Source organism: Pseudomonas salicis (assembly GCF_057128705.1).
Genome location: NZ_JBSKHU010000001.1, coordinates 840,040 through 863,684, shown reverse-complemented (window position 1 = coordinate 863,684; position 23,645 = coordinate 840,040). Strand labels below are relative to the sequence as shown.

Here is a 23,645-nt window from a genome sequence, read left to right as displayed (position 1 = left end):
CGTGCCTCAAGACGGCGAGCGTCTGTAGCTACAGCACCCTATCGCATTGCTGCACAGCTCCATGAGCTGAAACAGTCCAGTTTGCTCGCTCTACATCGTTGGCTCAGAAGACTCTCGCCGAGAAAGTCAGCATTTGTTGTTCACCGGCCCTTGATTGATTGTCTGAGCTGATATAGCGTTCACTATATATGCACGGTGCGCTAGGTCATGTCTGGGGCTGCTTAACCCCGTCGACTCAGATCAACAACACTTCGCAAGCTCTGTCCTACCGCCGAGGCGATTCAGTGCTCCAACGCTTTTCATCACAACTGCGACGACGGTCCACCAGGGTGGGTTTGGCCTTCTGACATGCATGGATGCCCCGCGGATTACTCAAGAGAGCGATTTATGAATATCCGAAATATGAGCATCGCACCGCGCGCCTTCTTGGGCTTCGCCTTCATTGCGGCGCTAGTAGTTGTGCTCGGGGTTTTCGCTTTGAACCGGATGACGGTGATACGCCAAGCCACCATTGAGATGGAAACGAATATGCTCCCAAGCATTGTGTTGCTTGGTGACGTAAATGAAAGCCTGTTGCGCTTGCGTGTCATCGTGTCAGGACTTTTGATCAATCGCGATGCGCGTGAGCTTGAAGCAGCCTACAAACTCCTCCCTCAGTTGGTAAGCAAGATGCAGGAGTCCAAAGCCGGCTATGCAGCTACTCCGGCTGAAACTGAGGAGAGGGGGGTATACGCAAAATTTAATTCGGCACTGGACACCTACCTGACTATCCAGAGTCAAGCGGTGGAGTTTTCGAGGCAGGGAAACGCTGATGAGTTACGCGCCTTGCTGAACACTCATCTCGCTGATGCATCGGAAGCAATGGCTACGCATCTTCAGCGACTGATCGACATCAACCAGGATGGCGCCAGAGATTCCTCGAAAGTGGCCGGGGAGCAGTATCAGAACGCGAACTTAGCGATCATTGGTACAGCTGTTGTGGCCGTCCTGTTGACCGTCCTACTAGCCTGGTTGCTGACCCGAAGTATCGTGAGCCCACTCGCCCGGGCCGTCGAGGCCGCGGGAGAAATATCAGGGGGAGACCTCACAAAAACCATTCGAGTCGATGGGAAGGATGAGCCTGGAAAACTGCTGGGGGCTTTGGCTGTCATGCAGCAAAGTTTGAGAGGCACCATTGAGCAGATCTCTGGTTCTGCCACGCAGCTAGCTTCCGCTGCCGAGGAGCTCAGCGCTGTCACAGAAGAGTCTTCTCGAGGGCTTCAGAAACAGAACGGTGAGATTGAGCAGGCTGCGACCGCAGTCAATGAAATGACCGTGGCAGTGGAGGAGGTCGCTCGAAATGCGGTCTCCACGTCCGAGGCCTCCAAGCATTCGAGCGAGATCGCTTCCAGGGGCCGAGACAAGGTTGTTGAAACGGTAGGTGCTATCCAGTCGATGAGCCGAGACGTCCAGGCAACCTCCACATTGATTGAGGGTCTTGCCGCTCAGGGGCGAGACATTGGACGTGTTTTGGACGTCATCAGGTCGATCGCGGAGCAGACCAACTTGTTGGCATTAAACGCCGCAATCGAGGCGGCGCGTGCTGGAGAAGCAGGCAGAGGGTTTGCTGTGGTGGCGGATGAAGTCCGAGCTTTAGCACATCGCACCGCTCAGTCCACTGAGGAAATTGAAAGCATGGTCGCCGGCATCCAAACGGGCACGCACCAGGCTGTTCAGTCGATGACATTGAGCACCACCAATACCCAGTCAACGCTTGTCCTAGCGAATGCGGCAGGCGAGGCGCTTGACCAAATCACCGAATCGATTGCCCTGATTAACGAGAGAAATCTGGTGATTGCCAGCGCTTCGGAAGAGCAAGCGCAGGTTTCTCGAGAGGTCGACCGAAACCTAATCAATATCCGTGACCTTTCCACTCAGTCGGCCGCAGGCGCTAACCAAAGCAGTGCTGCAAGCCATGAGTTGTCACGTCTGGCAGTTGGCCTCAACGCCGTAGTTGGACGTTTTGTGATCTAGGAGAAGCCTGCCGAATGGCTGGCACCGTAAACGGATGCCGAAGCGATGTTTGCCTTGGCGTTGAACTGACGATCTGGCTTGGATCATCGTCTGCTGATAGGGAAGGTCTGGATGTCCACTAAAACATACTCATTAGTCACGGAAACAGAAGTGCTGCTGATTGAGCGGAAAATTCAGCGCCTTCTCATAACCTTCGCGCAAAAGATGGATGATGGTCATTTTGACGAAGTCGCCGAGCTGTTCCGACATGCTGAATGCGACGTGAAAGGTATCAAATCCGTCGGGCGGGACTCCGTAGAGAATTTCTTCAACATGACTGTGCGACGGCATGCTGACGGCACTCCCCGCGCTTTGCATTTCATAACCAATGTGGCGGTTACGATTGACCCGCTTGGAGATAGTGCTTCCAGTCTCAGCTATTACATTGTTCACCAAAGGATTGAAGGGTCGTCTCTTGAGCCGGTATCCGCTGGGCGCTGGCACGATACCTTCGAACTCTGTAATGGAGATTGGAGGTTCAAATCTCACGTCGATGAGCCTTGGCTAACGGACCGGGCTCCTTCCCTCAATGTCGCACCCGCCTACGATCAAAGTAGGTGAAACAGATGCTGTCAGCCGATTCTTATCAGTTGCGCCAAGGCGCTTGTTCTCGGGACCAGAGATGCTTGGAAAGGCTCTGTCGCGGGATTTTCGTGACCATTCAAACTTGTTATAGCAATTGCTTGCACACGTCATAGAAACGAGAGGAAAAGCTAATGTCAGGCAAACTGGCGGGAAAAATCGCTGTTGTTACAGGCGGCTCTAGTGGCATCGGTCTGGCGATAGCCAAGGAATTTGTCGCCGAAGGCGCTTATGTGTTCATCACCGGCCGCCGCGCTGCGGAGCTCGAAAAGGCCGCTGATGAAATCGGGCGAAACGTCACTCCAGTTCAAGGTGACGTATCCAGTTTGGACGACCTTGAAAAGCTCTATGATGTAGTAGCGCGCGAAAAAGGCCGCATCGATGTGATTGTTGCCAATGCTGCCGTTGGGGGGCTGGCGCCACCGGGCGCCGCTGCGTCACCAGAACACTTCGACCGAGTATTTAACGTCAACACCCGCGGTGTCTTCTTTACCGTGCAGAAGGCGGTGAAGCTCCTGAGCGATGGAGCGTCCATCGTCCTTACCGCCTCGAATGCACATTACCTGGGCATTCCTGGTTTCGCGCCTTATTCCGCCTCCAAGGCAGCGGTCCGATCCTTCGCGCGCACTTGGGCGGCCGAGTTCAAGGATCGAGGCATCCGCGTCAACACCTTAAGTCCCGGACCAATCGATACGCCGATCATGGGCACGTCTGGGCTCACTCCAGACGAGGTTGAGACGTTCATGCAGCACATTGTGGCGAACGTGCCGCTTGGCCGCATGGGCCGTCCTGAGGAGATGGCGAAGGCGGCCCTGTTCCTTGCATCAAGCGACTCAAGCTTCATTACTGGTATCGATCTTGTTGCGGATGGAGGCATGACTCAGATCTGATTGATCCGCTTGTATCGGTGCCACTTAGCTTCCTTTCAAGCCGAGTTGCGCTGGTCATTACCATGATGCTCTTGGGCTCCGCCACGACGAGTCGAGGTTCAAATTTCGCATCAGCGAACCTCGAATGATGGGTAGCGTCCGTTTTCGTCTCATCGCCCCCAGGCGGAATGAGCTCTAGCGCTGGCGCCCGGTGAGATCTCGCTATTCAGAGTTTCCCAGACCCCCCTTCCGCACTGGTGTCAGCGCTAAGGATCGCAATCGTGGGATCACTTTAGTTATGAATTTTTTTCCTATAGCGATCGCTAAATAAACGCTTGCGTGCGCTGCCTTATGTAGTGTTTGCTATAAGCAGGTTCATCACTAACCCACTCCAAAAGGCGTTCCCCATGAGTTTCGATAACAAAGTTGTGCTGGTAACAGGAGGTTCATCAGGTATTGGGCTGGCAATAGCCAAGATTTTCTCGGATCAAGGCGCTCATCTGGTCATCACTGGTCGCAAGCAGGACCGTTTGGACGAAGCCAAGGCGATTCTTGGTACGAACGTCGCCGCTATCAAGGCCGATGTGGCCGATTTGAACGAGCTCGCCGGACTCTTTGAACAGATCAAGGCATTGCATGGCCGCATCGATGTTTTGGTAGCGAATGCAGGCGTTGGTCAGATATCACCTTTAGGCTCGATCACCGAGGCAGGTTTCGATCTGGCGTTTAACACCAACGTGAAGGGGGTGACGTTCACTGTCCAAGGAGCCTTGCCACTGATGGGGCAAGGCGGCAGCGTTGTCATCATCGGTTCGACTGCATCGATGAACCCGGGTGGCGGATTGAGCGTTTATGGTGCAACCAAAGCGGCACTCCGCAGCCTTGTAAGAAGCTGGATTTTGGATATCAAGGGCTCGGGTGTGCGCATCAACCTGCTGAGTCCTGGTCCCGTCGATACTGATTCATTACGCAATATGCTCGGATCAGACGCAGACTCGATCCTTGAATTTCTGAACGACAAAAGCACCCTGGGTCGAATCGGGCAGGCGGATGAAATTGGCAACGCAGTTGCTTTCCTAGCTAGCAATGACTCGAGCTACATCAATGGAGTTGAGCTGTTTGCAGATGGCGGTGCTTCTCAGGTGTAAATCCCCGTACGCGTGTTGCATGTCACGGATGCAGCACGCGTACGTTTCCATGTTGCCAACGAAATGTGTTGGATCACGCTCGTTTTTGAAGGGTCGTCTTAGGAGGGTCCTTATGTCCTGGTTCTCATTGTTCTCGATCTGGTTTGTGGTGGCCGTGAGCGCCGTCTTCGCAAGCGAAATATCGTTGCCGATTGACGATAAGACAAAGGTATTGCTCGGCCGGATAGGTCCTCCATCTCAAAAAGTCATTCAAGAGTTTGAGAAGGCTGGAATGGTTCATGTCCGAAACCACGAGATAACACAGGCAGAGCGCCTCAAGATCGGCTCCGTTTTAGCCTCGTTGCCAGAGTTGTATCGAGACATCTTGGTTGAACATCTCGATCGGTTGAGCTTTCTGGACGGTATCCCGGGGGAAGGGACTGGGCTGACGGCGCCCGCTGACAAGGATGGGGATTACACGATTACCTTCCGCGCAAGCATCATTGATGAATCGCTGTCCCAGTATTTGACGACCAAGGAGCGCAGGCTATTCAAATCCGTTGACGGTGGGCCGAAGGAGGCTGTCACTGCCGATGGTCTGGACGGTTTTACCTTCGTTCGGGCTCATAGTAAGCCGATGGATAGAGACGGTGCTCAGGATATTCAATTCAGCCCATCTAGAAAACTTGTTCTCTGAGCGTCCGCTCCTGGCCGAAAGCGACGGGATGACTACCCCGTCGCCATTGCCTGCTCACACTTCAGTCTGCTCGGCCATTTCAAGCGCGTCGTCCACTTCGATGCCAAGGTATCTGACAGTGCTTTCCAGCTTGGTGTGACCGAGAAGTATCTGTACTGCTCTGATGTTTTTCGTCCTCCGATAGATCAATGAAGCCTTCGTCCGACGCATCGTATGAGTGCCATATGGGACTGGGTCGAGGCCGATGGAGGCTACCCAAGCTTTTACTATGCGTGAGTATTGGCGTGTGGATAGATGTTCGGAGGTTCTTAGCCGACTTGGGAACAGGAAGTCCCCATTTCGGAGTCGAGCCTCTTGCACCCAGTCCTCCACGGCCAGTCGCGTTTGAGCAGTGATCTCGAACTGTACGGCCCGTTTTGTTTTTTGCTGCATCACCATTGCCCTGGCTGCAACGTGATTTCCGTGCGCGACATCACGAACGCGTAGCTTCGTCAGGTCGCATGCACGAAGCTTGCTGTCGATTGCCAAATCGAAAAGTGCTAGATCCCTCACGTTTTGCGCTAGCTCAAGCCTGATCCTGATGCCCCAGATATCCCGCAAGCGGAGCGGTGCTTTTTGACCGACCAGTTTGCCTTTATTCCAAGGCTGATATGAGGAAGTGGTTTTTGCGCTCATGTCGTTACCTCCGTTGGTGGAGGTCTAGCATGTCCCTTCTGCACGAAGGGCGGCAGTCGACCCAAAGCCGCCATGCGTCACCGGTTTCGTGTAAGCAATCTGAATCGCGGAACAGACGATCTTTGCCGCGATTCAGATTTGCAGTCGAGACTCGACTGCATGTCCGACTAAGCCCACCTCATGACCGTAGCTTCACCAACCCATTGAATGATTTACCTGGATACCAAGGCATCCGGTCAACCTGATCAAATCCGGGCACTGCCTCCATGTAGCGCAGCATCCGGTCACGCATCGCTTGATCAGGCAGCGGCCCGCGCATAGCTTCTAGGTTTTCGCTCATATGATCGGGGTTGGTGGTTGCGGGCAGTGCACAGGTGACGGCAGGGTGGGAAATAGCCCATTTGAGAAAATACTGTGACCAGGTCGTCACTCCAATGTCAGCAGCAAAATCGGGCAGTGGACGACCTTCGACGATTTTCAACAGGCGCGCCTTTTCGAGCGGCATGTTCAGCATCACGCCCAAGCCGCGCCTTTGCGCAGCAGGCAAAATCCGCTGTTCGGCCTCACGGGTACGCATTGAGTAGTGCACCTGTATAAAATCGATAGGCCCGTTCTCTGCCCACCAGGCAAGTGGTTCGAAGTACAACTTGTCATGGTGGGTAACACCCACGTAGCGGAGCCGACCTTCTGCTTTCATTCGATTGAGGTACGGGACCATAATTTCGACATTGGTCAAGCTGTGGACCTGAACGACATCAATTTTGTCGCGCGACAAGCGTTTCACCGATTGATCAAGGCTGCGCCGGGCATGACTGTCGTCGGTCAGGTAGTCGCCGGTCACCCACATTTTGTCGGTAAAAAACAGACGGTCCGTCAGCCCCAGTCCGCTGGACAATTCACCTACGTTAACTTCAGCATTTCCATAGAGGGGCGACGTATCGACGACCCGTCCGCCACCTTCGTAAAAGCGCCTCAGTACCTCACGCAAATTGTCGATGGGTTGCCCTGCCAGTACGTCAAAGGTCATGAACGTACCCATACCAATGGCGGGAAGCATTTCCCCAGTGCTTGGAATCGCTTTGGTGATCAGGCCGCTTGACGTGACGGCGGTTGTTCCTACGCGCGTTCCTGGGGAAGGCGAAGGTGTCGGTTTTGCGACACTGTTCGATGCTGCTGAGGTAGCGCTCGCCGAGGTGACGATTGAGCCCAGTGCGAGCGCAGCTGCACCGGCACCAAGACGGTTGACGAACTGTCTCCTGGATGAAGACCCAATGAGGTTTTCGAAGTCAGTCTTACTCATGAGCAGGGTTCCTTTCTGTGAGTGGTGGCGTCAGCCGATTGTGCGAATGGGATCTGGATCTTTCGAATAGGACGAATCCAATGCCTGCTAATGCGGCCAGTGCGCCCACGAGGAAAACCGATGCATACCCCGCTCGCGCAGCCAGTACGCCGGTGATTGGGCCAGTGACTCCGTAGGCGATGTCTTGGAACGCCACGAACCCTCCCAAGACTGTTCCTCTGTTGTGCGCAGGGATGTGTTTCAGGATTTCTACGCCTAGTGCGGGGAATAGCAGCGAGCAACCCATACCGGATAAGAACGCCCCTGCAAGGGCTACCGTTTCGGTCGCGGATAACCACAACATGGCTTGGCCAACACATTCGACGCCTAGCGAAATGACCGCTATTAGGTAACCCCCCATGCGATCAGGCAGGTGTCCAAAACACAGGCGCATCAGCGCGTAGGCTCCACCGAACAGCGTCATCGCCAACGCCGCATGTGACCAGCCGCGTGACGCGAAGAAAAGCGAAGCGAACGCGCTAATGACCGCGAACCCGACGCCTTGGAGCAGCAAACCCAAGCCGCTGCGCCAGATTGTTCCAAGTACGCGACTCATCGGCACGCGCACCCCTGGCGTGGCAAATGCGGAAGGCGTCCGAGCGCCGACTGCGCAGGCGAGTAAAGGGGCTATAACGATCACTGTCATTGCGCTGGAAAAACCAAGGTGCTCGTAGAGGACCATACCTAACGGTGCACTCAGGGCGACCGAGGCATACATGGCCATGCCGGTCAGCGACATCGCGGTCCCGGCATAGGCCGAGCCGCCAGTGGCGATCATCCAAGTCACGGACCCTGTCACCAACTGGCTTTCACCGACACCTGCTAGCACACGTCCGATGAGCAATACGGATAGCGCGACTGCGGGAGAAAACGGCAGGATTGAAGCGATGACATACAACGCACCCGCTACCGAGCAGGTCAAACCGCCACGCATCATCGACAGTTTGCCGCCGTGGGCGTCAGCGACACTCCCTGCATGACCGCGCGTAAGCACGGTTGCCAAAAATTGCAAGCCCACCGTAGTCCCAACGACGATGTCGCCATAGCCGAGTACCTGATGTACGAACAGAGGTACGATCGGAAGTGGTAACCCCACTGAGACGAAGCCAAAGAAAAGTGCCATGGCAATAGGCGCCATGGCTCGAACAGGATTCGGGTGCCGCGCGCCAGCCGGTGATACCGGTGGCAAGTTTGAATATGAGCGCATGTTTTTTCCCTGTGAACAACAGTTCCTCTGAACATGTTTTGCAGAACACGAAATCTGCCGCAGTCACTGACTGCGGCAAATTCGTTCATGTCATGGCGTTCATGTGGCAGGTTGCAGGCGAGGGAAGTCTTCTTCGAAGGCGTCGGGTTGATAACCCGCTGCTTCGAACAGATAGCTGCGGGCAGCCTCGGTGTCTTGTTGAATACGCGCTAGATCGACGCCCAGAAGTTGACCTTCATGCTTACGCAGGCGACCGGCGACCATGACAGTACGCACGTCACTGCGGTTAGCCATGTGAACAACGTTGCCTATGGCGTTGTGTGAAGGAAAAATACTGACGCCGTCGGTACGAATCATGATCAGGTCGGCCTGTTTGCCCGGTGTGAGACTCCCCACAGTGCTCTCCAGTCCCATGCATCGGGCACCGTCAATCGTCGCAGCTTCCAAAATCGGCCTTACGTGTACCGGACCAGGCACCGATGTATCTCCATTGGCGCGTCGTTTTTGGCTGGATGTGCGCTGCTGATAAAACGCCGCGTGCATCTCGCCAAACATGTCTCCTCCCTGTGAGGTGTCGATATCGATACCAAGCGCTGGTCGTAGGCCGTGTTCGAGCGCCGTTTGATAGGGGAATCCATCAGTTTCCAGGCCGAACAATGAGTCCGTTCTCGGATTTACAGTGATCTGTACCCCGGCTTCGCGGAGGATTTTCCAATCATCGTCGGTCAATCGGACGCAGTGGTTGAAGACATTGTCTGGGCCGAGCAATCCTTTGTCTTGAAGATCACGAAGCGGCGATACGCTGCCGTCCCAGTTGCCAAATTCGCTCAGAATCCGGCAGCCAGATGCGCGTGCAACGGCCCATTGATCCACGTCGGATGTATTGGCGAACAAGCCCACGTTAACCAGAGCGTCAGCAGATCTTTTCAGGCGCTGAACTTCGTTTGGCCAGTGCTTGACCGTCAGGCCCACCGGCTGACCCACCATATGGATAGCGCGGATACCCGCATCGTCGAAAGCTTCGAGTGCCGCATCGGTGTGCTCTGGGGTAAGGCTGTTGTGCGCAGCATCCAGGATGCTGGTGATACCCGCGTCCAGACATGACAGGCTCGTCAACAAGGTTGCCAGGTACACGTCGCGAGGGCGGTAATGGCGCCCGATTGCAAACGGGATCGCTTCGAAGTATTCGTTGAGTGTTTCGACGTTCGGCATGAGACCGCGCAGCAGACCAAGCCAAGCATGCTGGTGCGGGTTCACGAAGCCAGGCATTACGATGTGGCCGGTGGCGTCGATGACCAGTGCGCCTTCGGCGCTCAGGTTTTGGCCCACGGCGATGATGCGCGAGCCTTCGATCAAGATATCCGCTTTGGCGAAGTCGCCGGCGCTGGCGTCCAGTGTGAGGACGGTACCGCCTTGAAATAGCGTGCGCTTGTAAGGTGTGGTTTGCATTTGGGCATACATCCATAACGCTGGTTAGCTGAGGCAGCGGACTAAGAGGCGTCCTGCTGATTGTCCAGAGCTGGCAAGAGCAGCCCTGCGTGAAACAAAGCCTAAGGCTCAGGGGCTGTTTACTGAAGTGCGCTTATGTCCTTACACTCTTGACTCAAATTCAGAGGTGGCCATGAGCTTTGATGGGCGTTTGTTATCAGGCGTTGCGGTGCTGGCGGCGGTTGTGGAAACCGGAAGTTTTACGCGGGCTGCTGTTGTGCTGGGAATGTCAGATTCGGGTGTTGGGCGTGCCGTGGCGCGCCTGGAAACGCGGGTTGGTATTCGCCTGCTTGACCGTACGACTCGATCACTGGCGCTTACAGAAGAGGGTCGTCGGTTTTACCAGCAAGTTGTTCCGGGGCTTGCCGACATTGAAGCTGCGGCCGCAGATTTGGTCAGCTCACCCGCAGCGGTACGCGGGAGGCTCAGGGTCGATGTCGATCCTTTTTTTCTGCGCACGATACTGGCGGATCGATTGACTGCCTTTCTCGGTGCATTCCCGGAAATCCAACTGGACCTTCTGACGCGGCAATCGGTAGGCGATCTAGTGGTCGACGGGATTGATCTTGCCCTGCGTTTCGGCGAACCCCCGTCTTCTTCAGGAGCCTCAGAGAAACTGCTTGATACTCGCGTGCTCACATTGGCGGCGCCAAGTTACTTGGCAGTGCACGGACATCCCGTACACCCGCGAGAATTGAACAGTCATGAGTGCATCCACTTTCGCAATCCGGTCACAGATCGTGCATTTGGATGGGAGTTTCACCGGGGTGATGAGGTCCTGACGGTGTCGACATCAGGGCGCCTGATGGTCAGCGATGTGACGGCGATGATTCGTGCATGTGCCGCTGGGGCTGGTGTGATACAGACCATTGATATTGGAACTCAGGATCTGATCCGAGCCGGAAAGCTGGTGCAGCTATTCCCTGATTGGTCCGATGAGCGCTTCGGGTTGTACGCCCTTTATCCTTCACAGCATGACCCCTCTCCTCGGGTGCGCTGCTTTGTCGAGTTTGTGTATGAGGCCCTGAATTCATGAACCTGTTAAACAGCCTGCCGCCAGAGCGGCGTCCTTCTCGGGAACGGTAGAATGGACAGTCGACTACTGACCGGTGTGAGTGTACTTGCCGCCATTGTAGAAACCGGCGGGTTTGGGCGTGCGGGTGAACTGCTCGGTATCACCACGTCGGGTGTGAGTAGATCTATATCTCGACTTGAGTCACGGGTCGGGGTTCGGCTGCTTGATCGCACGACCCGCTCCGTCAGCCTCACCGATGAAGGGAGGCGGTTTTATGAACGTGTCAGACCCAGCATGGACAGTATTGAGGAAGCCGCTGCCATGGCTTCGGCTTCGGCCGCAGTGGTTCAAGGTCGCTTGCGTGTCAACATAGACCCCTTTGTCACCCGATTACTGGTCAATGGCCGCATTGGCGACATACTCGATGCTCACCCGCATCTGAGCCTTGACCTGATATCGCGTGACCAGATTGGCGATCCGGTAGCTGAGGGCATTGACGTCGCGGTCCGGTTTGGTGAGCCTGAGGGCGCATCGTTGATTGCTCGGAAAATCGCTGATCTGCGGCTTATAACCGTTGCATCTCCAGCCTACCTAGAAAGGCATGACTTCCCAGAACACCCTGAAGATTTGCATACGCACCACTGCATTCATCTCAGGAATCCCCGCACAGGCAGGCCGTTTGCGTGGGAGTTTCATGGGAGGACCGATGCGGTTGTGGTCAAAACGCAAAGCCGCCTCTGTGTCAGTGATTCGTCTACCATGTTGTCCGAGTGCATTGCAGGCACTGGCGTTGCGCAAGTTTTCTCCATCGTAGTTCGCGACCTGATCAAACGTGGTGTGCTCGTCGAGCTTTTCCCTCAGTGGGCGGAGGAAACCTACCCGCTTTACGTGTCGTACCCATCGCGTAAAAACCTTCCTATGAAGGTTCGAGCTTTCGTCGATTTCATGGTTGAAATGGTTAGATAGGGGCTGACCTTTTTTGGCTGCTCACTCTGCGCTGATTACTGAATTCCCGTAGCAGTGAGCGACCGCTAATGGCCGGAAGCAGTCGCTCATTCCCGCTCACGGCTCGTGAAATCGGGGCGCAGCCACAAATCACCTCAATCCACTGAAAGCTCATGATACTGGCGATTGAAGTAGATCAGGTTGCGCGCCTCTGCGCTGACAGTTATCGACCTCACTTCGCAGATCAGGATGTCATGGGTGCCCACTTCGGTGATCTGGCTCAAGCGGCAATCGAACGACACGCTGGCATCGTCCAGCAGAGGGCTTCCCGAAGGCCCAACTGACCACTGCCCCGCGGCAAAGCGTTCATCCATGGGCGTCTTGCCGCCGAACAGGTTAGAGATGTCCTGATGCCCCGCGCCGAGGACATTCACGCACAGCACACCGTTGCCCTTGAACGTCTGGTAGACGGAGGCGCTGCGGTTGAGACAGACCAGCAGGGTAGGCGGCTCATCGGTCACGCTACATACGGCGGAGGCGGTAAAGCCCGCGCGGCCTGCCGGGCCGTCGGTGGTGATGATGTTCACGGCCGCACCCAGGCGCGACATGGCATGACGGAAATCGGTTTTGCTCAGCATGACGTGATCAACCATGGGTGAGGTGTTGCGGGGGGCGACAAGTGTGGTGTGCATGATCGGATACCAGGTCCAAAAAACAGGGTCAGAGCAGGGTGCAGGCTTGATCGAAGTCCAAGCGCGGCAAGCGGTCGTGTAGTCGAGTTGTGTCGCCATGGCCCAGGTTGATGATGAAGTTCACGGTCCAGGTGGAATCACTGAAAAACGTCTCGTTGACCTGCTTGGCGTCGAAGCCTGACAAGGCGCCGGCATCGAGTCCCAACGCCCGGGCTGCCAGGATCAGATAGGCACTCTGCAACGACGCATTACGGAAGGCCGTTTCATGAGCTGCCTGAGAGCTGTGTGTGAACCAGCTTTTGGCGTCTGCATGGGGAAACAGTGTTGGGAGGTGGTTGAAAAATGCAGTGTCCCAAGCGGCAATCACCGTGACCGGGGCGGTCATGGTTTTCTCCAGATTGCCCTTCGACAGCGCGGGCGCCAGGCGCTCTTTCGCTTCAGTGGTGCGCAGGAACACAAAGCGGCCGGGGGAGCAGTTCGCCGAGGTTGGGGCCATTTTCAGCAGGTCGTACAGGCGACGCAAAACGCCATCCGGTACCGCTTCGTCGGTCCAGCCGTTATAGGTGCGCGCGTCGGTAAACAGCAGGCGCAGGGCGTCGTCGGTCAAAGCAGGTTTCATGGTTTTCCTCTGGGAGTCGACGGGCCGAGGGGCACGGCCCGTTTTCAATGTGCCGGTTACAGGCGAGCGATGCGGCCTTCGATGGGGTGGTGGGGGTCCATCGGACCCAGCGTCGAACTCTTGCCGGGGGACACCAGCGCGTCGCAGAAAAGCTCGTCTTCCAGCGTCCACGGGCAGGTCATCGCAGCGAGCGCGTCGTCCCACTGTTCAAACGTTCTGGGGCCTACCAATGTGCTGGTGATATGAGCGTTGCGCATGACCCAGGTCTGGGCCAAGTGCGCAGGCTTGCGCCCGGTCTGCTCGGCATAAGCCACCAGCTTTGATGCGACAGCCAGCGATTCTGGTCGCCACTCGGCTTCCAGCATGCGCGGGTCGGCGCGGGCGATGCGGCTGTCGGCCTCGGGGGGCGCCCCTTCGCGGTATTTACCCGTGAGAATCCCTCGTGCCAGCGGGCTGTAGCAGACGGTGCCGACACCATAGTGCGTGGCTGCTGGCAGGATTTCGACCTCGGCTTCGCGGTTCACCAGGTTGTACAGCGGCTGTGAAGCGACCGGGCCGCAAATGCCGGCTTCGCGAGCCAGCCGTACGGTTTCCGCCAGGCGCCAGGCCTTGAAGTTGGAGACTGCGAAATAGCCGATCTTGCCTTCACGAATCAGGTCGGCGAAGGCCAGCACCATCTCTTCCAGCGGTGCGTCGAAATCGGCTTTGTGCATGTACAGAATGTCGATGAAATCGGTGCCCAGGCGCTTGAGCGAGCCATGGGTCGCCTCACGAATCCACTTGCGTGACATGCCGCTCTGATTCGGCAACTGGCCCATGGGGTTGCCGACTTTGCTGGCCAACACCCAGCGATCGCGCTGATGGGCGATGGCTCGGCCGACGGTACGCTCCGATTCGCCCTTGTTATACATGTCGGCGGTGTCGATGAAGTTAACGCCGTGATCAGCCGCGCTGGCGATGATCCGTTGCGAGGTCGCTTCGTCGGTAGCACCGCCGAACATCATGGTGCCCAGACACAGTTCAGACACCTTGAGGCCACTGCGGCCCAAATAGCGGTATTGCATGTCAAACATCCTCACTCACAAACACAGATGCAGGTCGCTCATAGGCCGGCGAGCATAGCTGCGGCCCTCAGGGCTTCTCAGGACGGGATGACCGCCGTGCTGGCGATCTCGACCAGAAACTCTGGCTTGACCATTTCCAGCTTCACGCAGAAACGAGCAGGCAAGAGCGTTGGGAAGTAGGTGACATAGATCTCGTTGAAGGCGTGGTAGTCGTCCAGATTTCGCAAGAAAATCTGGTTCATGGTGACGTGGTCCATGCTGCTGCCCGCGGACTCCAGCACTACTTTGATGCTGTCGAGCACGCGGCGGGTTTGCACCTCGATATCACCTTCGCCGACCAGGCTGCCATCCACCGGATCGGTGGACAGCATGCCGGCGACATACACATGGTTACCGGCCTTGATGCCCCAGTTGAGGTGATTGAGGCCGGTAGCGGTTTTGCCGATGATCCAGCCTTGCGGGTTGATTGCCTGGTTCATGTGTCACTCCTGATTGAGGTGTCGAAACGTGGGTTGATAGAGTTGGCGACGGCCGTGGATCAATGTGCGGCGCCGCGTAAAAACGGTTTACCCAGATCACCCGGTGCGGCGCCCGCGCGGCCCATGACGACCCAGGCGACGAGGGCGACCACGAAGGGCGTGGCCATTAACAATGGGGTGGCGATCTGAATGCCGAGGTACTGCCCCTGAAATTGCAGGGCTTCCAACAGGCCCAGGGCAATGGCCACAAGTAGAGTGCGCAGCGGCATCCAGCGGGCGAAGATCGCAATCGCGATGACCAGATAGCCACGTCCGGCGGTCATGTCGTCGATGAACGTGCCGCCCGACGCGATGATGCACAGGTAGGCGCCACCCAGGCCCGCCAGCATTCCGGTGAACAAAGCCGCGCCGAAACGCAGTCCCAGAACAGGCTGTCCGGCAGCGTCGAGGGCCGAGGCGTTTTCCCCCGCCGCCCTCAGCAACAGACCTAAACGGGTGAAACGAAACATCAGCCACAGCGCCACCGCCAGCAGGACCACGACGTAGAACACCGGGCTTTGGGAAAACAACGCACGACCCACTACCGGAAGATCCGAAAGCCACGGCAGTTTCATCATCGTCACCGAGCGCAGCGATCCTGCTGGTGGCGTATTGACCAGCATCAGTTGGCGGATCAGCGACGTGACGCCCATGGCCAACAGGTTGAAGCCGATACCCATCACGATCTGGTTGGCTCGGGCCAGCACCGTGCCCAATGCCAACACCATCGCAGCGAGCATCCCGCCGAGCATGCCAATGGCCAACGCGGCGACAGGGGAGCCGGTCATCGCCAGGCCCACCGCTGAAGTCACGGCGCCGAACAGCATCAGACCTTCAAGGCCGATGGTGAAAACACCCGCGCGTTCCGACACCAGTTCGCCAAGCGCTGCGAGCAAGACCGGCACACTCATGCGAACACCAGCGGCCAGGAACAGCGCGATCGTTACCGAGTTGAGGTCCATACAGGCTTCCCTTTGGTGAGCATGACGCCGCTGATCACGGCCAGAAGAAGGATCGGCAGGCCGCTGAGCACATCGGCCAGCGCTGCGGGGATCGACAGTGAGCTTTGCAACGCCAGGGCGGCGCTGTTGATCGCGCCGAAATACAGCGACACGACCACTGCACCGAACGGTTCCAGGCCGGCGAGAAAGGCCACGGCCAGCCCTTCGAAGCCGAGCCCCGAAGAGAACCCGTCGATCAGACGGTACTGCACGCCCAGCACTTCGAACGCGCCCGCCAGCCCGCCGATTGCACCGGACAGCGCCATGCTCGATAGCACCATCCGGCCCGCCGACTGGCCTTGCAGGCGCACGAAACCGGGGCTCTGGCCGCTGGCACGCAGCTTCAGGCCGAAGGCTGTGTGTTGCAGCAGGACCCAGATCGCGATGGCGATGACCAGCGCCAGGATCACGCCCAGGTGCAGACGAGTGCCGTCGATCAGCGGCAGGAAGATCCCTTCCCGTGGCAACTGTGCCGACATGTTGAAGGTCGACCCGATCGGGCGCATCGGACCTTGAACCAGGTATTTCACGAAGTAGATGGCGATGAAGTTCATCAGCAGCGTGACGATGATTTCGTCAGCGCCGCGCCACAGTTTCAGTACCGCCGGGATCAGCCCCCACAGGGCGCCGCACAGCGCGCCGCTGAGCATCGCCAGCGGCAACAGCAACGGGCCGATGTTGCCGAATGCGAGGAAGGGCAGCATCGCGCCGATGGCCCCCATTTGCAGTTGGCCTTCACCGCCGAGGTTGAACAGGCCGCCACGAATGGCGATCAGTGCACCAAGGGCAACCAGCAGCCTTGGTGTCATGAATACCAGCGTGTCGGCGATGGCTCGCGCATCGCCGAATGCGCCGTCCGCGGCCACGCCCATCGCCGACAGGACTGGAAAACCGAGCATCGTGATCAAGGCCAGACCCAGAATCAGTGAGCCGGCGAACGCACCGAGTGTGACTCGCAGTGAGAGGGGAACGCTGAGTCTCGCCAGGATCAGGCGCAGCGCCGCCATGGGTGGGGTGGGTTCAGGCATCGGCCGTCTCCAGAACACGTGAATGAGGTTGCCGACCGAGGGTCATCAACGGGCCGATGGCCTTAACGGACATGCCGTCACCTGTGACTTCGCCGGTGATTCGGCCGCCGTTGACCACGAGAATGCGGTCCGAAATGCGGATCAGCTCTTCGATGTTCGAGGAAATGACCACCACGCAGGTGCCGCTGTCAGCGGCCTTTGCGAGCCGTGTCAGGACCGCATCGGCGGCCGCCACATCGAGGCCCCGAGTGGGCTGATACACCACGACGATGGACGCCGCCTGATCCAGCGCGCGGGCCAACACGATCTTCTGTTGGTTGCCCCCGGACAGCGAACGGGCCGGGGTGGTGGGAGAGTGCGTGCGAATGTCGGAGACCTCGATCATCACATTGGCCTGTTCGCCAATGGCGCCATGATCAAGCAGCCCGCCGCGGCGGAATTCGCCCGCCATGATGCGAGGGTAGAGCAGGTTCTGAGCCACCGACAGGTCGAGCGACAGGCCTTCGTGGTGACGGTCCTGGGGCACCAGCGCCACGCTGATGTCCTGAGCGTTATGTGTCAGCAAACCCCTGTCCGGCTGACTTTGTCCGGCCAACAGGTCGAACAGTTCGGTCTGGCCATTGCCTTCGACACCTGCCACGCCGACGACTTCGCCTGCACGCAGGGTCAGGTCGATCTGATGCAGGCCCGGCGAACCACTGGAAGGACGCAGCGACACGTCACGCAGTGCCAGGCATTCAACACCTGGTGTGCGTGCGGCGCCGATTCGGGCCGCGTTGGAAACGGCATGGCCGACGATGCGTTCGACCAGTTGCGCCGCATTCGTTTCAGCGATCAGGCCCGTGCCGTTGGTACGGCCACGCTTGAGCACGGTATAGCGATCCGTATTGGCCAGCACTTCGTCGACGTTATGGGTCACCACGGCAACGGCAGTGCCTTGATCCCGAATACGGCGCAAGGTGAGGTACAGGTTGTCGATTTCCGCAGGCGTCAGGATGGTCGACGGTTCGTCGAGCAGCAGCACGCGGGTCTCGTTGACCAGCGCCTTGAGGATCTCGACCCGCTGCTGCAAGGCCAGCGGTAATTGCCCGACCACCGCAGCAGGGTCCAGATCGACGCCGAAACGTTCCATAAAGGCGCGAGCATCGGCGTGACGACGAAACGCACTGCGCTTGGCGCCCTTGGCGACCAAGGCCAGGTTCTCCGTTACGGTGAAGGGCATGACCAGCTTGAAGTGCTGGTGAACCATGCCAATCCCGTTGGCGATGGCGTCGGCGGGGCGCCGGTGGACGACCTCTCGGCCCTCCATCAGCACACCGCCTTCGCTGGGCTCATGAACACCGTAGAGAATGTTCATGAGCGTTGATTTGCCAGCCCCGTTTTCACCCAGCAGGGCGTGGATCTCACCCGTGTGAAGGGCGAGCGACACGTTCTCCAGGGCAAGAAAGCCATTGGGATAGCGTTTGGAAACGTGATCGAGCGCAATGATCGGGACTGGCATGATCGTCACTCTTCAATCTTGATCTTGCCGGCCTTCAAGTCGTCCATGACTTTCGTAACCTTGGCTTGAACACTGGCATCGACGTGGGCGAACGGCATGACCAGGCCCCAGCCGTTGGACGCCAGATTTTCAGTGACGATGCGGTTGCCGAGCTTGCCCGATGCGTAGTCCTTGCCGATGTCGGCGTAGGATTTTCCGAAGTTCATCACCGTTGAGGTCATGACCGAGCTGGGATACGCCTTCGACTGGTCGCCATAGGAGCCGATGGTCAGCGCGCCTTCTTCGTCGGCGGCCTGTTGAACCCCGGCGTCGGCAGTGTCGGCGGATGGAATCACGAAGTCGGCACCGCGAGCGATCAGGCCGGTAGCGATCTCCTTGGCCCGTGCGACATCGACGAAGGAGCCAACGTAAGCCGAGTCCACCTGCACCTTGGGATTGACGTATGCCGCCCCTTTTTTGATGAACTGTATCGTGCGTTCAGCCGAGGGGATCGGCTCGCCAGAGATCACCGCGATGTGCCCCGATTTACTGGCCGACGCTGCCAGCGCGCCGAGCACGAAACCGTATTCGTCCCAGTCCACCGACCACGCGGAGTAATTGGGCAGGTTAGCGGTGGAGCCTTCATAGGAATAGAGCACGAACTCGGTGTTCGGGTAGGAAGGCGCCACTTCCTTGATGGCCGCCGAGTAGCCCGACGAGTGCGCGATGATGAGTTTCACGCCATCGGACGCCAGTTGCCGGAGTGCGGCGGGGGCGGCCTCGTAGGAGGTGTTTTCCAGGTAGCTGGGCTTGAAGCCGTCTTTGTCGGCCATGGCCTTGAAACCCGCATAACCTGCGCTGTCCCATGTCCCTTGTGTGACTGTTTGAGTGAACAACGCCGCCACGCGCGGGGCTTCGGCTGCATTCGCAAATGAACCGAAGCCCAGCGTGGTGGTGGCCGCGATCGCTAAGAGGTGATGCATGTTCATGTCGAAACTCCTGGTCGCACCGCGACGGTTGGCAAAGGGGCTGGCTTGAAGAATCTGTTCAGTCCTGCGGCAGAATCAGGGTCACGTCGATCTCGGCGAGCAGGTCGGGATCGGCGAGCCCGGCCACCACCACAAAGGTGCTGGCGGGCAGGTCGTAACCGTCGAAGAACGCCGAACGGGCACGATGCAACGCCGGGATGGTTTCCCGGGACAACGCATAGGTGTTGAGCTTGACCACCGCTTCCGGGCCGACCCCGAATGCCGCAAGGGCCAGGCCGATGTTTTCCCAGATCTTCTTCGCCTGGGTATCGATGTCGCCTTTGCCGACCACGTTGCCGTCGGCGTCCCAGGCCACCTGGCCGGTCAGAAATACCGGTTGCCCGCGCCGAACCACCGCGTGGTTGTAGTAGGTCTGCTGCTTGAGACCTTTGGGGTTGCAGGGACCGGTCTTCATCCGCGCGCCGCCTTTTGGTGGGCGCGTGCGTTGGTCTGCACGCCGTTGAGTTCGAGCACTTCCAGCACTTCGGTGCCCACGACCTTCAGGTCGTCGATGAAGTCGGGAACGATGACCGTTACACCGTCGAGCTGCGCGCCCTTGATGATTTCAGCGAGCTTGTTGCCGATGGTTTCCGGCGAGCCGACGAGGGCGGCACGGGTCATGGAGTTGCGTTGTTCGCCCTGGGAGACGAAGCGCTGGGCCATGGTGTTCTGCTTGAAGCTCTTGTCGCCGGAGTATTCGCGGGTCTGATTGTCCAGCGCGATGGTGTCTACGCCGGAATCGTAAAGCGCGACGCGTTCACGGGCTTCGGCATCCGTGGTGCCGGGCACGATGGTGAACAGGCCGTAGGTCTTGAAGTCTCGCTTGCCTTGCTGGGCGGCCAGCTCTTTTGCGCGCAGGCCGGTCTTGATGAAGTCGTCGTGGTCCGAGCCCAGCATGAAGCTGCCGGTGCAGTGCTGCATGGTGAACAGGAAGCCCCGATCCGATGCGCCCGCGCAGATGATCGGCGGCGGTGTGACGGGTTTCGGGTTGGACATGCAATCGGTCAGTTCATAGTGCTTGCCTTTATGGTCGACACGGTCCTCGGTCCACAGACGCTTGAGCACGGTCAGCCACTCTTCGGCCATTTCATAGCGCTCGGAGTGGTCGAGGTCCTTCCAGAGCCCCATTTGGCCCTGGTCGGTGGGGTTGGAGCCGGACACAATGTTCAGGCCAAAACGTCCCTTGGATATCTGATCGAGCACGGCCGCCATCTTCGCCACCACCGCCGGGTGAAAGACCATGGTGTGCACGGTGCCCCACACGCCGATGCGACTGGTGGCTTCGGCGAGACCTGCCATGGTGGTCATGCTTTCAAGCGTAATGTCCCAGTGCTGCGAAGGGCCGCCGTAGCCGCGCCACTTGGCCATCGATAACGCAAAATCAAAGCCCAGCGTTTCGGCCAGAATCGTGACTTGCTTGTTGTAGTCGTAGGTCGCGGGAAGCTGCGGGCTGGTGGTAGAGGTGATCCAGCCGCCGTTGCCGACGGGCAGAAAAACACCGAACTCCACGCTTTTGCTGTCGTTGCCGGACATGATGAACTCCTTGAATCAGAGGACTGAGGCTTCGGCTTGCAAGAAACCGATGCGAGATAAAAAATCGGAGACGAGACCGTTGAATGTCACGGTTTCGGTCTCCGAAAAACTGTGTCCGCCCTTGGGCACGATGTGCAGATCAGCGCCGTCGATGGCGTCTGCCAACAAACGTGATTGGTAGGGCGGGGTGAGGATGTCGTCGTCGGCGCAGGTCACCAGCGTGGGAATGCGGATCATCGACAACTGGGCCGTGGCGTCGTGGGCCATGATCGCGTCGATGCGGCGCAGCACGATTTCCCGGGGCGGGAAGTTGGCGACCGATGCCAGGAGGCCAGGCGACAGCGATTCGGCGTTGTCGCGAATGTGCTCCGGCGGATACAGGAACAGCGCGCTGCCGTGGACGTACTCTTCCAGCGACGTGCCTTCCAGCAGCGTCCGACGCATGCGGAAGCACCAGTTGAAGTGCGCGTCGGATTTCGACCAACTGGCGTACAGCACCATGCCCGCCAGCAACTGCGGTTCACGCGCCGCGAGCAATTGGCCAATCGCGCCACCGGTCGAGTGACCGATGAGCACCGGGCGATCCAGCTCAAGCCCCTCGATCAGCGCCTGCAGATCGTCGGCAAGGGTCTGGATGCTGTAAGTCTCATCCGGATGGTCGGATTTGCCTGCGCCGCGCTGATCGTAAGTCACGACGGTGAATGTCTTTGCGAAGCGCTCAACCTGCGGCGCCCAGTAACCACCTGCGCCACCCAGCCCGGAAACGAACACCAGCGCGGGTCCACTGCCTTGAATCTGGTAGTGGGTCTGGATTCCATTGGTGAACATGCTCGGCATCTGGCTTCCCCTGGTCAGCTTGGTTGCGAATGTCAGTGGCTGATGTTCGCGGATGACTATTTATTGCACGGGGATTTGGGCGGCACGTAACTGCGAATGCTGCATGCCATGTTGCCCAAATTCGAACACCCTCACGCTTCGCTGGCCAGCGGGAAGCGGCCCTTGAGAAATTTGAGAAACGCGGTAGTGGCGTAACTGGGCACCCTTTCCTGGTGCACGCAGACCGCCGAGCGCACGTTTCTGAACGAGTCGAGGTCGATGGGAATGGCCTTGAGCAATCCGGCGTCGATCTCCCGTCGTGCCGAGATCTCCGGGCCGATCGTGACGCAGGCGCCAAGTACCGCCGTGGCGCGCAGAATGTCCAGATTGTTGGCTTCGACGATGATACGCGGCTTGAGTTGACGCGCCTCTGGCGTGCGGTCGAACAGCTGGCGCAACCCAAAGCTGGGGCGAGGGAGGGCGAGGGGACGTTTGCATAGTTGGTGCATGGTCACCACGGCTTCGCCGGCCAGTTCGTCGTGCCTGGAGACCAGGCAAACCACGGGCTCCTTGCGTTCGGCGACCACGCTGATTTCGAAGCGCAGTTCGGGGTTGTAGATGATGCCGATGTCCGTTTCGTCGCGAATCAATGCCTCGACGATCAGGTCGCTGGAGCAGGTAGTGACCTGAAAATCGATGCGCGGGTGCAGTTGCAGGAAGGCTGCAATCGTCTCTGGCAGGAAGCTCGACAGCACACCTTCCATGGCGTGAATCTTCACCTCGCCTTGATCCAGCGAGCGAAACGCAGCGATGCCTTCCCGTACGCGCTCCAGGTCGCGAAACAGGGTGCGGGTGTAACGCTCCAACATAACGCCTGCGGCGGTCAGTTCCACACCCGTATTGGTGCGTTCCAGCAGCGGAGTGCCGAGTTCATGTTCAAGTAAGGCGATTTGTCGGCTGACGGCGGACGGGGTGACGTGCAGGCGGTCCGCAGCGCGGCGGATCGCTTTGGATTGCACGACTTCATTGAAATAGCGGAAGGCGGTGAAGTTCAAGGCTTTCTCCAGGCCGGCCCTGGAGCGCGAGTGCATCAGCCGTTGTGATCTGGTCAACAGGCAAGGCGGACCGATTCGGTGCCCTGACTCGATCGGGCGATGCAGCTCGTTGTCCAGAGTGGCTAATGGGACGGCAGGCCGAAGGTCCCTGGCCGGATGCTGAGGCGCTCAGCCTCAGTGGCTATGCACAAGACGTGCCCCTGGCCCCCATGCCGTACGGTTGTATGAGGATTTCGAGTTCCAAGGGCGTGTTTTTGGAGATGAGAAGGCCATTTTGATCTGACTTTAGCCCTGTTAACCTGCTTGCGGACTGACCGCTCACAACCCAAAGCAGACATCCAGAGGGCTCAAAACGGAGGGCTGGTAATCTCATATTTTGGCCCCCGTTGCTCATCACATCCTCGCCCCACGTAGAGGTTATGGTCATGCTCGGGTTTGTCTTATGCCGAATCACGAGTCCCGGGAGGGCGGAATGCGACTCGCTCTAGTCTTCTGCGGGCAAGGTTCGGGCAATCCCAAAAGGTGAGAAGGTCCAGCCAACTATAAGGAATAGGCCTTCTAACCAAGCGGCAGGACACCGGGGGCCGCTAATTGCAGGACAGACTGATGATACTTATCGAATGAAGACATCCAATTATCGCACCGCTACAAACGCAGCGTCGGTGAATGAAACATTCCGCCGTTCTCACCGACAAAGGGAGATTCTGATGATGATTTATCTGTTCACCTAGCGTAGCGCCGAACTGGCGTTGCCCACCCTGATTTGTAACCTCAGCGTGGACGGTTAATGAAGAGGTAATGACACACGAAAGGTA

General features: G+C 58.1%; 23 protein-coding genes. 7 read left to right on the top strand and 16 right to left on the bottom strand.

Annotation, left to right across the window (positions count from 1 at the left end; genetic code table 11):
- The first annotated feature begins 387 nt into the window (after positions 1 to 387).
- The 5 genes from ACWKWE_RS04005 (at position 388) to ACWKWE_RS03985 (ending at position 5,327) form a co-directional block, all read left to right on the top strand.
- Positions 388 to 2,013 (top strand): methyl-accepting chemotaxis protein, encoded by a 1,626-nt coding sequence (locus ACWKWE_RS04005; protein WP_483849721.1) that lies wholly within the window; start codon positions 388 to 390, stop codon positions 2,011 to 2,013.
- A gap of 111 nt (positions 2,014 to 2,124) precedes the next feature.
- Positions 2,125 to 2,613 (top strand): nuclear transport factor 2 family protein, encoded by a 489-nt coding sequence (locus ACWKWE_RS04000; RefSeq protein WP_483849720.1) that lies wholly within the window; start codon positions 2,125 to 2,127, stop codon positions 2,611 to 2,613.
- A gap of 155 nt (positions 2,614 to 2,768) precedes the next feature.
- Positions 2,769 to 3,524: an SDR family NAD(P)-dependent oxidoreductase gene (locus ACWKWE_RS03995; protein ID WP_483849719.1), complete on the top strand. Its 756-nt coding sequence runs from the start codon at positions 2,769 to 2,771 to the stop codon at positions 3,522 to 3,524.
- A gap of 386 nt (positions 3,525 to 3,910) precedes the next feature.
- Complete coding sequence (locus ACWKWE_RS03990; RefSeq protein WP_483849718.1) at positions 3,911 to 4,651, top strand: SDR family NAD(P)-dependent oxidoreductase; 741 nt, start codon at positions 3,911 to 3,913, stop codon at positions 4,649 to 4,651.
- Positions 4,652 to 4,763: 112 nt separating this feature from the next.
- Positions 4,764 to 5,327: a hypothetical protein gene (locus tag ACWKWE_RS03985; protein ID WP_483849717.1), complete on the top strand. Its 564-nt coding sequence runs from the start codon at positions 4,764 to 4,766 to the stop codon at positions 5,325 to 5,327.
- Positions 5,328 to 5,381: 54 nt separating this feature from the next.
- Here ACWKWE_RS03985 and ACWKWE_RS03980 read toward each other — a convergent pair whose 3' ends face one another.
- From ACWKWE_RS03980 to ACWKWE_RS03965, 4 genes are all read right to left on the bottom strand, one after another.
- Positions 5,382 to 6,002, bottom strand: coding sequence for a tyrosine-type recombinase/integrase (locus ACWKWE_RS03980; protein ID WP_483849716.1), 621 nt, complete (start codon positions 6,000 to 6,002; stop codon positions 5,382 to 5,384).
- 178 nt (positions 6,003 to 6,180) lie between these two features.
- Entirely contained in the window at positions 6,181 to 7,302 is a 1,122-nt protein-coding gene (locus ACWKWE_RS03975) for an aldo/keto reductase (RefSeq protein ID WP_483849715.1), read from the bottom strand.
- Positions 7,295 to 8,548 carry an arabinose transporter gene (locus ACWKWE_RS03970; protein WP_483849714.1) on the bottom strand — a complete coding sequence of 418 codons (1,254 nt, stop codon included), beginning with the start codon at positions 8,546 to 8,548 and terminating at the stop codon, positions 7,295 to 7,297. Before ACWKWE_RS03970 ends, ACWKWE_RS03975 begins: the two co-directional genes overlap by 8 nt.
- 99 nt (positions 8,549 to 8,647) lie before the next feature.
- On the bottom strand, positions 8,648 to 9,997 hold the full coding sequence (locus ACWKWE_RS03965; RefSeq protein WP_483849713.1) for an amidohydrolase family protein: 1,350 nt from the start codon (positions 9,995 to 9,997) through the stop codon (positions 8,648 to 8,650).
- 172 nt (positions 9,998 to 10,169) lie between these two features.
- Between ACWKWE_RS03965 and ACWKWE_RS03960 the strand changes: the two genes are divergently transcribed.
- Complete coding sequence (locus tag ACWKWE_RS03960) at positions 10,170 to 11,072, top strand: LysR family transcriptional regulator (RefSeq protein ID WP_483849712.1); 903 nt, start codon at positions 10,170 to 10,172, stop codon at positions 11,070 to 11,072.
- A 51-nt stretch (positions 11,073 to 11,123) separates the two neighbouring features.
- Positions 11,124 to 12,017: a LysR family transcriptional regulator gene (locus ACWKWE_RS03955; RefSeq protein WP_483849711.1), complete on the top strand. Its 894-nt coding sequence runs from the start codon at positions 11,124 to 11,126 to the stop codon at positions 12,015 to 12,017.
- A 134-nt stretch (positions 12,018 to 12,151) separates the two neighbouring features.
- On the opposite strand, the gene rutF is transcribed toward ACWKWE_RS03955, so the two are convergent.
- The 12 genes from rutF to ACWKWE_RS03895 all read right to left on the bottom strand — a co-directional run bounded on the left by rutF (position 12,152) and on the right by ACWKWE_RS03895 (position 22,830).
- Entirely contained in the window at positions 12,152 to 12,649 is a 498-nt protein-coding gene (rutF, locus tag ACWKWE_RS03950) for an NADH-dependent FMN reductase RutF (protein ID WP_483849976.1), read from the bottom strand.
- Between the two features lie 67 nt (positions 12,650 to 12,716).
- Positions 12,717 to 13,307, bottom strand: coding sequence for a malonic semialdehyde reductase (locus tag ACWKWE_RS03945; protein ID WP_483849710.1), 591 nt, complete (start codon positions 13,305 to 13,307; stop codon positions 12,717 to 12,719).
- Between the two features lie 56 nt (positions 13,308 to 13,363).
- On the bottom strand, positions 13,364 to 14,371 hold the full coding sequence (locus ACWKWE_RS03940) for an aldo/keto reductase (protein ID WP_483849709.1): 1,008 nt from the start codon (positions 14,369 to 14,371) through the stop codon (positions 13,364 to 13,366).
- Positions 14,372 to 14,448: 77 nt separating this feature from the next.
- On the bottom strand, positions 14,449 to 14,850 hold the full coding sequence (locus ACWKWE_RS03935; protein ID WP_483849708.1) for a Rid family hydrolase: 402 nt from the start codon (positions 14,848 to 14,850) through the stop codon (positions 14,449 to 14,451).
- A 59-nt stretch (positions 14,851 to 14,909) separates the two neighbouring features.
- Entirely contained in the window at positions 14,910 to 15,851 is a 942-nt protein-coding gene (locus tag ACWKWE_RS03930) for an ABC transporter permease (protein ID WP_483849707.1), read from the bottom strand.
- Positions 15,833 to 16,918, bottom strand: coding sequence for an ABC transporter permease (locus tag ACWKWE_RS03925; RefSeq protein ID WP_483849706.1), 1,086 nt, complete (start codon positions 16,916 to 16,918; stop codon positions 15,833 to 15,835). The genes ACWKWE_RS03930 and ACWKWE_RS03925 overlap by 19 nt, the downstream gene beginning before the upstream one ends.
- The gene (locus ACWKWE_RS03920; RefSeq protein WP_483849705.1) at positions 16,911 to 18,419 is read right to left on the bottom strand and encodes an ABC transporter ATP-binding protein; all 1,509 of its coding nucleotides are present in this window, start codon (positions 18,417 to 18,419) and stop codon (positions 16,911 to 16,913) included. The genes ACWKWE_RS03925 and ACWKWE_RS03920 overlap by 8 nt, the downstream gene beginning before the upstream one ends.
- A gap of 5 nt (positions 18,420 to 18,424) precedes the next feature.
- A complete protein-coding gene (locus ACWKWE_RS03915; protein ID WP_483849704.1) occupies positions 18,425 to 19,387 on the bottom strand; it encodes a BMP family protein in 963 nt (320 codons plus the stop codon).
- Positions 19,388 to 19,445: 58 nt separating this feature from the next.
- The gene (locus ACWKWE_RS03910; protein ID WP_483849703.1) at positions 19,446 to 19,841 is read right to left on the bottom strand and encodes a RidA family protein; all 396 of its coding nucleotides are present in this window, start codon (positions 19,839 to 19,841) and stop codon (positions 19,446 to 19,448) included.
- A complete protein-coding gene (locus tag ACWKWE_RS03905) occupies positions 19,838 to 20,959 on the bottom strand; it encodes an LLM class flavin-dependent oxidoreductase (protein ID WP_483849702.1) in 1,122 nt (373 codons plus the stop codon). Before ACWKWE_RS03905 ends, ACWKWE_RS03910 begins: the two co-directional genes overlap by 4 nt.
- Positions 20,960 to 20,974: 15 nt before the next feature.
- On the bottom strand, positions 20,975 to 21,787 hold the full coding sequence (locus ACWKWE_RS03900) for an alpha/beta fold hydrolase (RefSeq protein WP_483849701.1): 813 nt from the start codon (positions 21,785 to 21,787) through the stop codon (positions 20,975 to 20,977).
- 140 nt (positions 21,788 to 21,927) lie between these two features.
- Positions 21,928 to 22,830 (bottom strand): LysR family transcriptional regulator, encoded by a 903-nt coding sequence (locus tag ACWKWE_RS03895; RefSeq protein WP_483849700.1) that lies wholly within the window; start codon positions 22,828 to 22,830, stop codon positions 21,928 to 21,930.
- Positions 22,831 to 23,645: the final 815 nt, after the last annotated feature.

Bases quoted from the DNA above. Each gene is read 5' to 3' on its own strand.
- ACWKWE_RS04005 (WP_483849721.1), top strand. From the start codon at position 388: ATGAATATCCGAAATATGAGCATCGCACCGCGCGCCTTCTTGGGCTTC.
- ACWKWE_RS04000 (WP_483849720.1), top strand. From the start codon at position 2,125: ATGTCCACTAAAACATACTCATTAGTCACGGAAACAGAAGTGCTGCTG.
- ACWKWE_RS03995 (WP_483849719.1), top strand. From the start codon at position 2,769: ATGTCAGGCAAACTGGCGGGAAAAATCGCTGTTGTTACAGGCGGCTCT.
- ACWKWE_RS03990 (WP_483849718.1), top strand. From the start codon at position 3,911: ATGAGTTTCGATAACAAAGTTGTGCTGGTAACAGGAGGTTCATCAGGT.
- ACWKWE_RS03985 (WP_483849717.1), top strand. From the start codon at position 4,764: ATGTCCTGGTTCTCATTGTTCTCGATCTGGTTTGTGGTGGCCGTGAGC.
- ACWKWE_RS03980 (WP_483849716.1), bottom strand. From the start codon at position 6,002: ATGAGCGCAAAAACCACTTCCTCATATCAGCCTTGGAATAAAGGCAAA.
- ACWKWE_RS03975 (WP_483849715.1), bottom strand. From the start codon at position 7,302: ATGAGTAAGACTGACTTCGAAAACCTCATTGGGTCTTCATCCAGGAGA.
- ACWKWE_RS03970 (WP_483849714.1), bottom strand. From the start codon at position 8,548: ATGCGCTCATATTCAAACTTGCCACCGGTATCACCGGCTGGCGCGCGG.
- ACWKWE_RS03965 (WP_483849713.1), bottom strand. From the start codon at position 9,997: ATGCAAACCACACCTTACAAGCGCACGCTATTTCAAGGCGGTACCGTC.
- ACWKWE_RS03960 (WP_483849712.1), top strand. From the start codon at position 10,170: ATGAGCTTTGATGGGCGTTTGTTATCAGGCGTTGCGGTGCTGGCGGCG.
- ACWKWE_RS03955 (WP_483849711.1), top strand. From the start codon at position 11,124: ATGGACAGTCGACTACTGACCGGTGTGAGTGTACTTGCCGCCATTGTA.
- rutF (WP_483849976.1), bottom strand. From the start codon at position 12,649: ATGGTTGATCACGTCATGCTGAGCAAAACCGATTTCCGTCATGCCATG.
- ACWKWE_RS03945 (WP_483849710.1), bottom strand. From the start codon at position 13,307: ATGAAACCTGCTTTGACCGACGACGCCCTGCGCCTGCTGTTTACCGAC.
- ACWKWE_RS03940 (WP_483849709.1), bottom strand. From the start codon at position 14,371: ATGCAATACCGCTATTTGGGCCGCAGTGGCCTCAAGGTGTCTGAACTG.
- ACWKWE_RS03935 (WP_483849708.1), bottom strand. From the start codon at position 14,850: ATGAACCAGGCAATCAACCCGCAAGGCTGGATCATCGGCAAAACCGCT.
- ACWKWE_RS03930 (WP_483849707.1), bottom strand. From the start codon at position 15,851: ATGGACCTCAACTCGGTAACGATCGCGCTGTTCCTGGCCGCTGGTGTT.
- ACWKWE_RS03925 (WP_483849706.1), bottom strand. From the start codon at position 16,918: ATGCCTGAACCCACCCCACCCATGGCGGCGCTGCGCCTGATCCTGGCG.
- ACWKWE_RS03920 (WP_483849705.1), bottom strand. From the start codon at position 18,419: ATGCCAGTCCCGATCATTGCGCTCGATCACGTTTCCAAACGCTATCCC.
- ACWKWE_RS03915 (WP_483849704.1), bottom strand. From the start codon at position 19,387: ATGAACATGCATCACCTCTTAGCGATCGCGGCCACCACCACGCTGGGC.
- ACWKWE_RS03910 (WP_483849703.1), bottom strand. From the start codon at position 19,841: ATGAAGACCGGTCCCTGCAACCCCAAAGGTCTCAAGCAGCAGACCTAC.
- ACWKWE_RS03905 (WP_483849702.1), bottom strand. From the start codon at position 20,959: ATGTCCGGCAACGACAGCAAAAGCGTGGAGTTCGGTGTTTTTCTGCCC.
- ACWKWE_RS03900 (WP_483849701.1), bottom strand. From the start codon at position 21,787: ATGTTCACCAATGGAATCCAGACCCACTACCAGATTCAAGGCAGTGGA.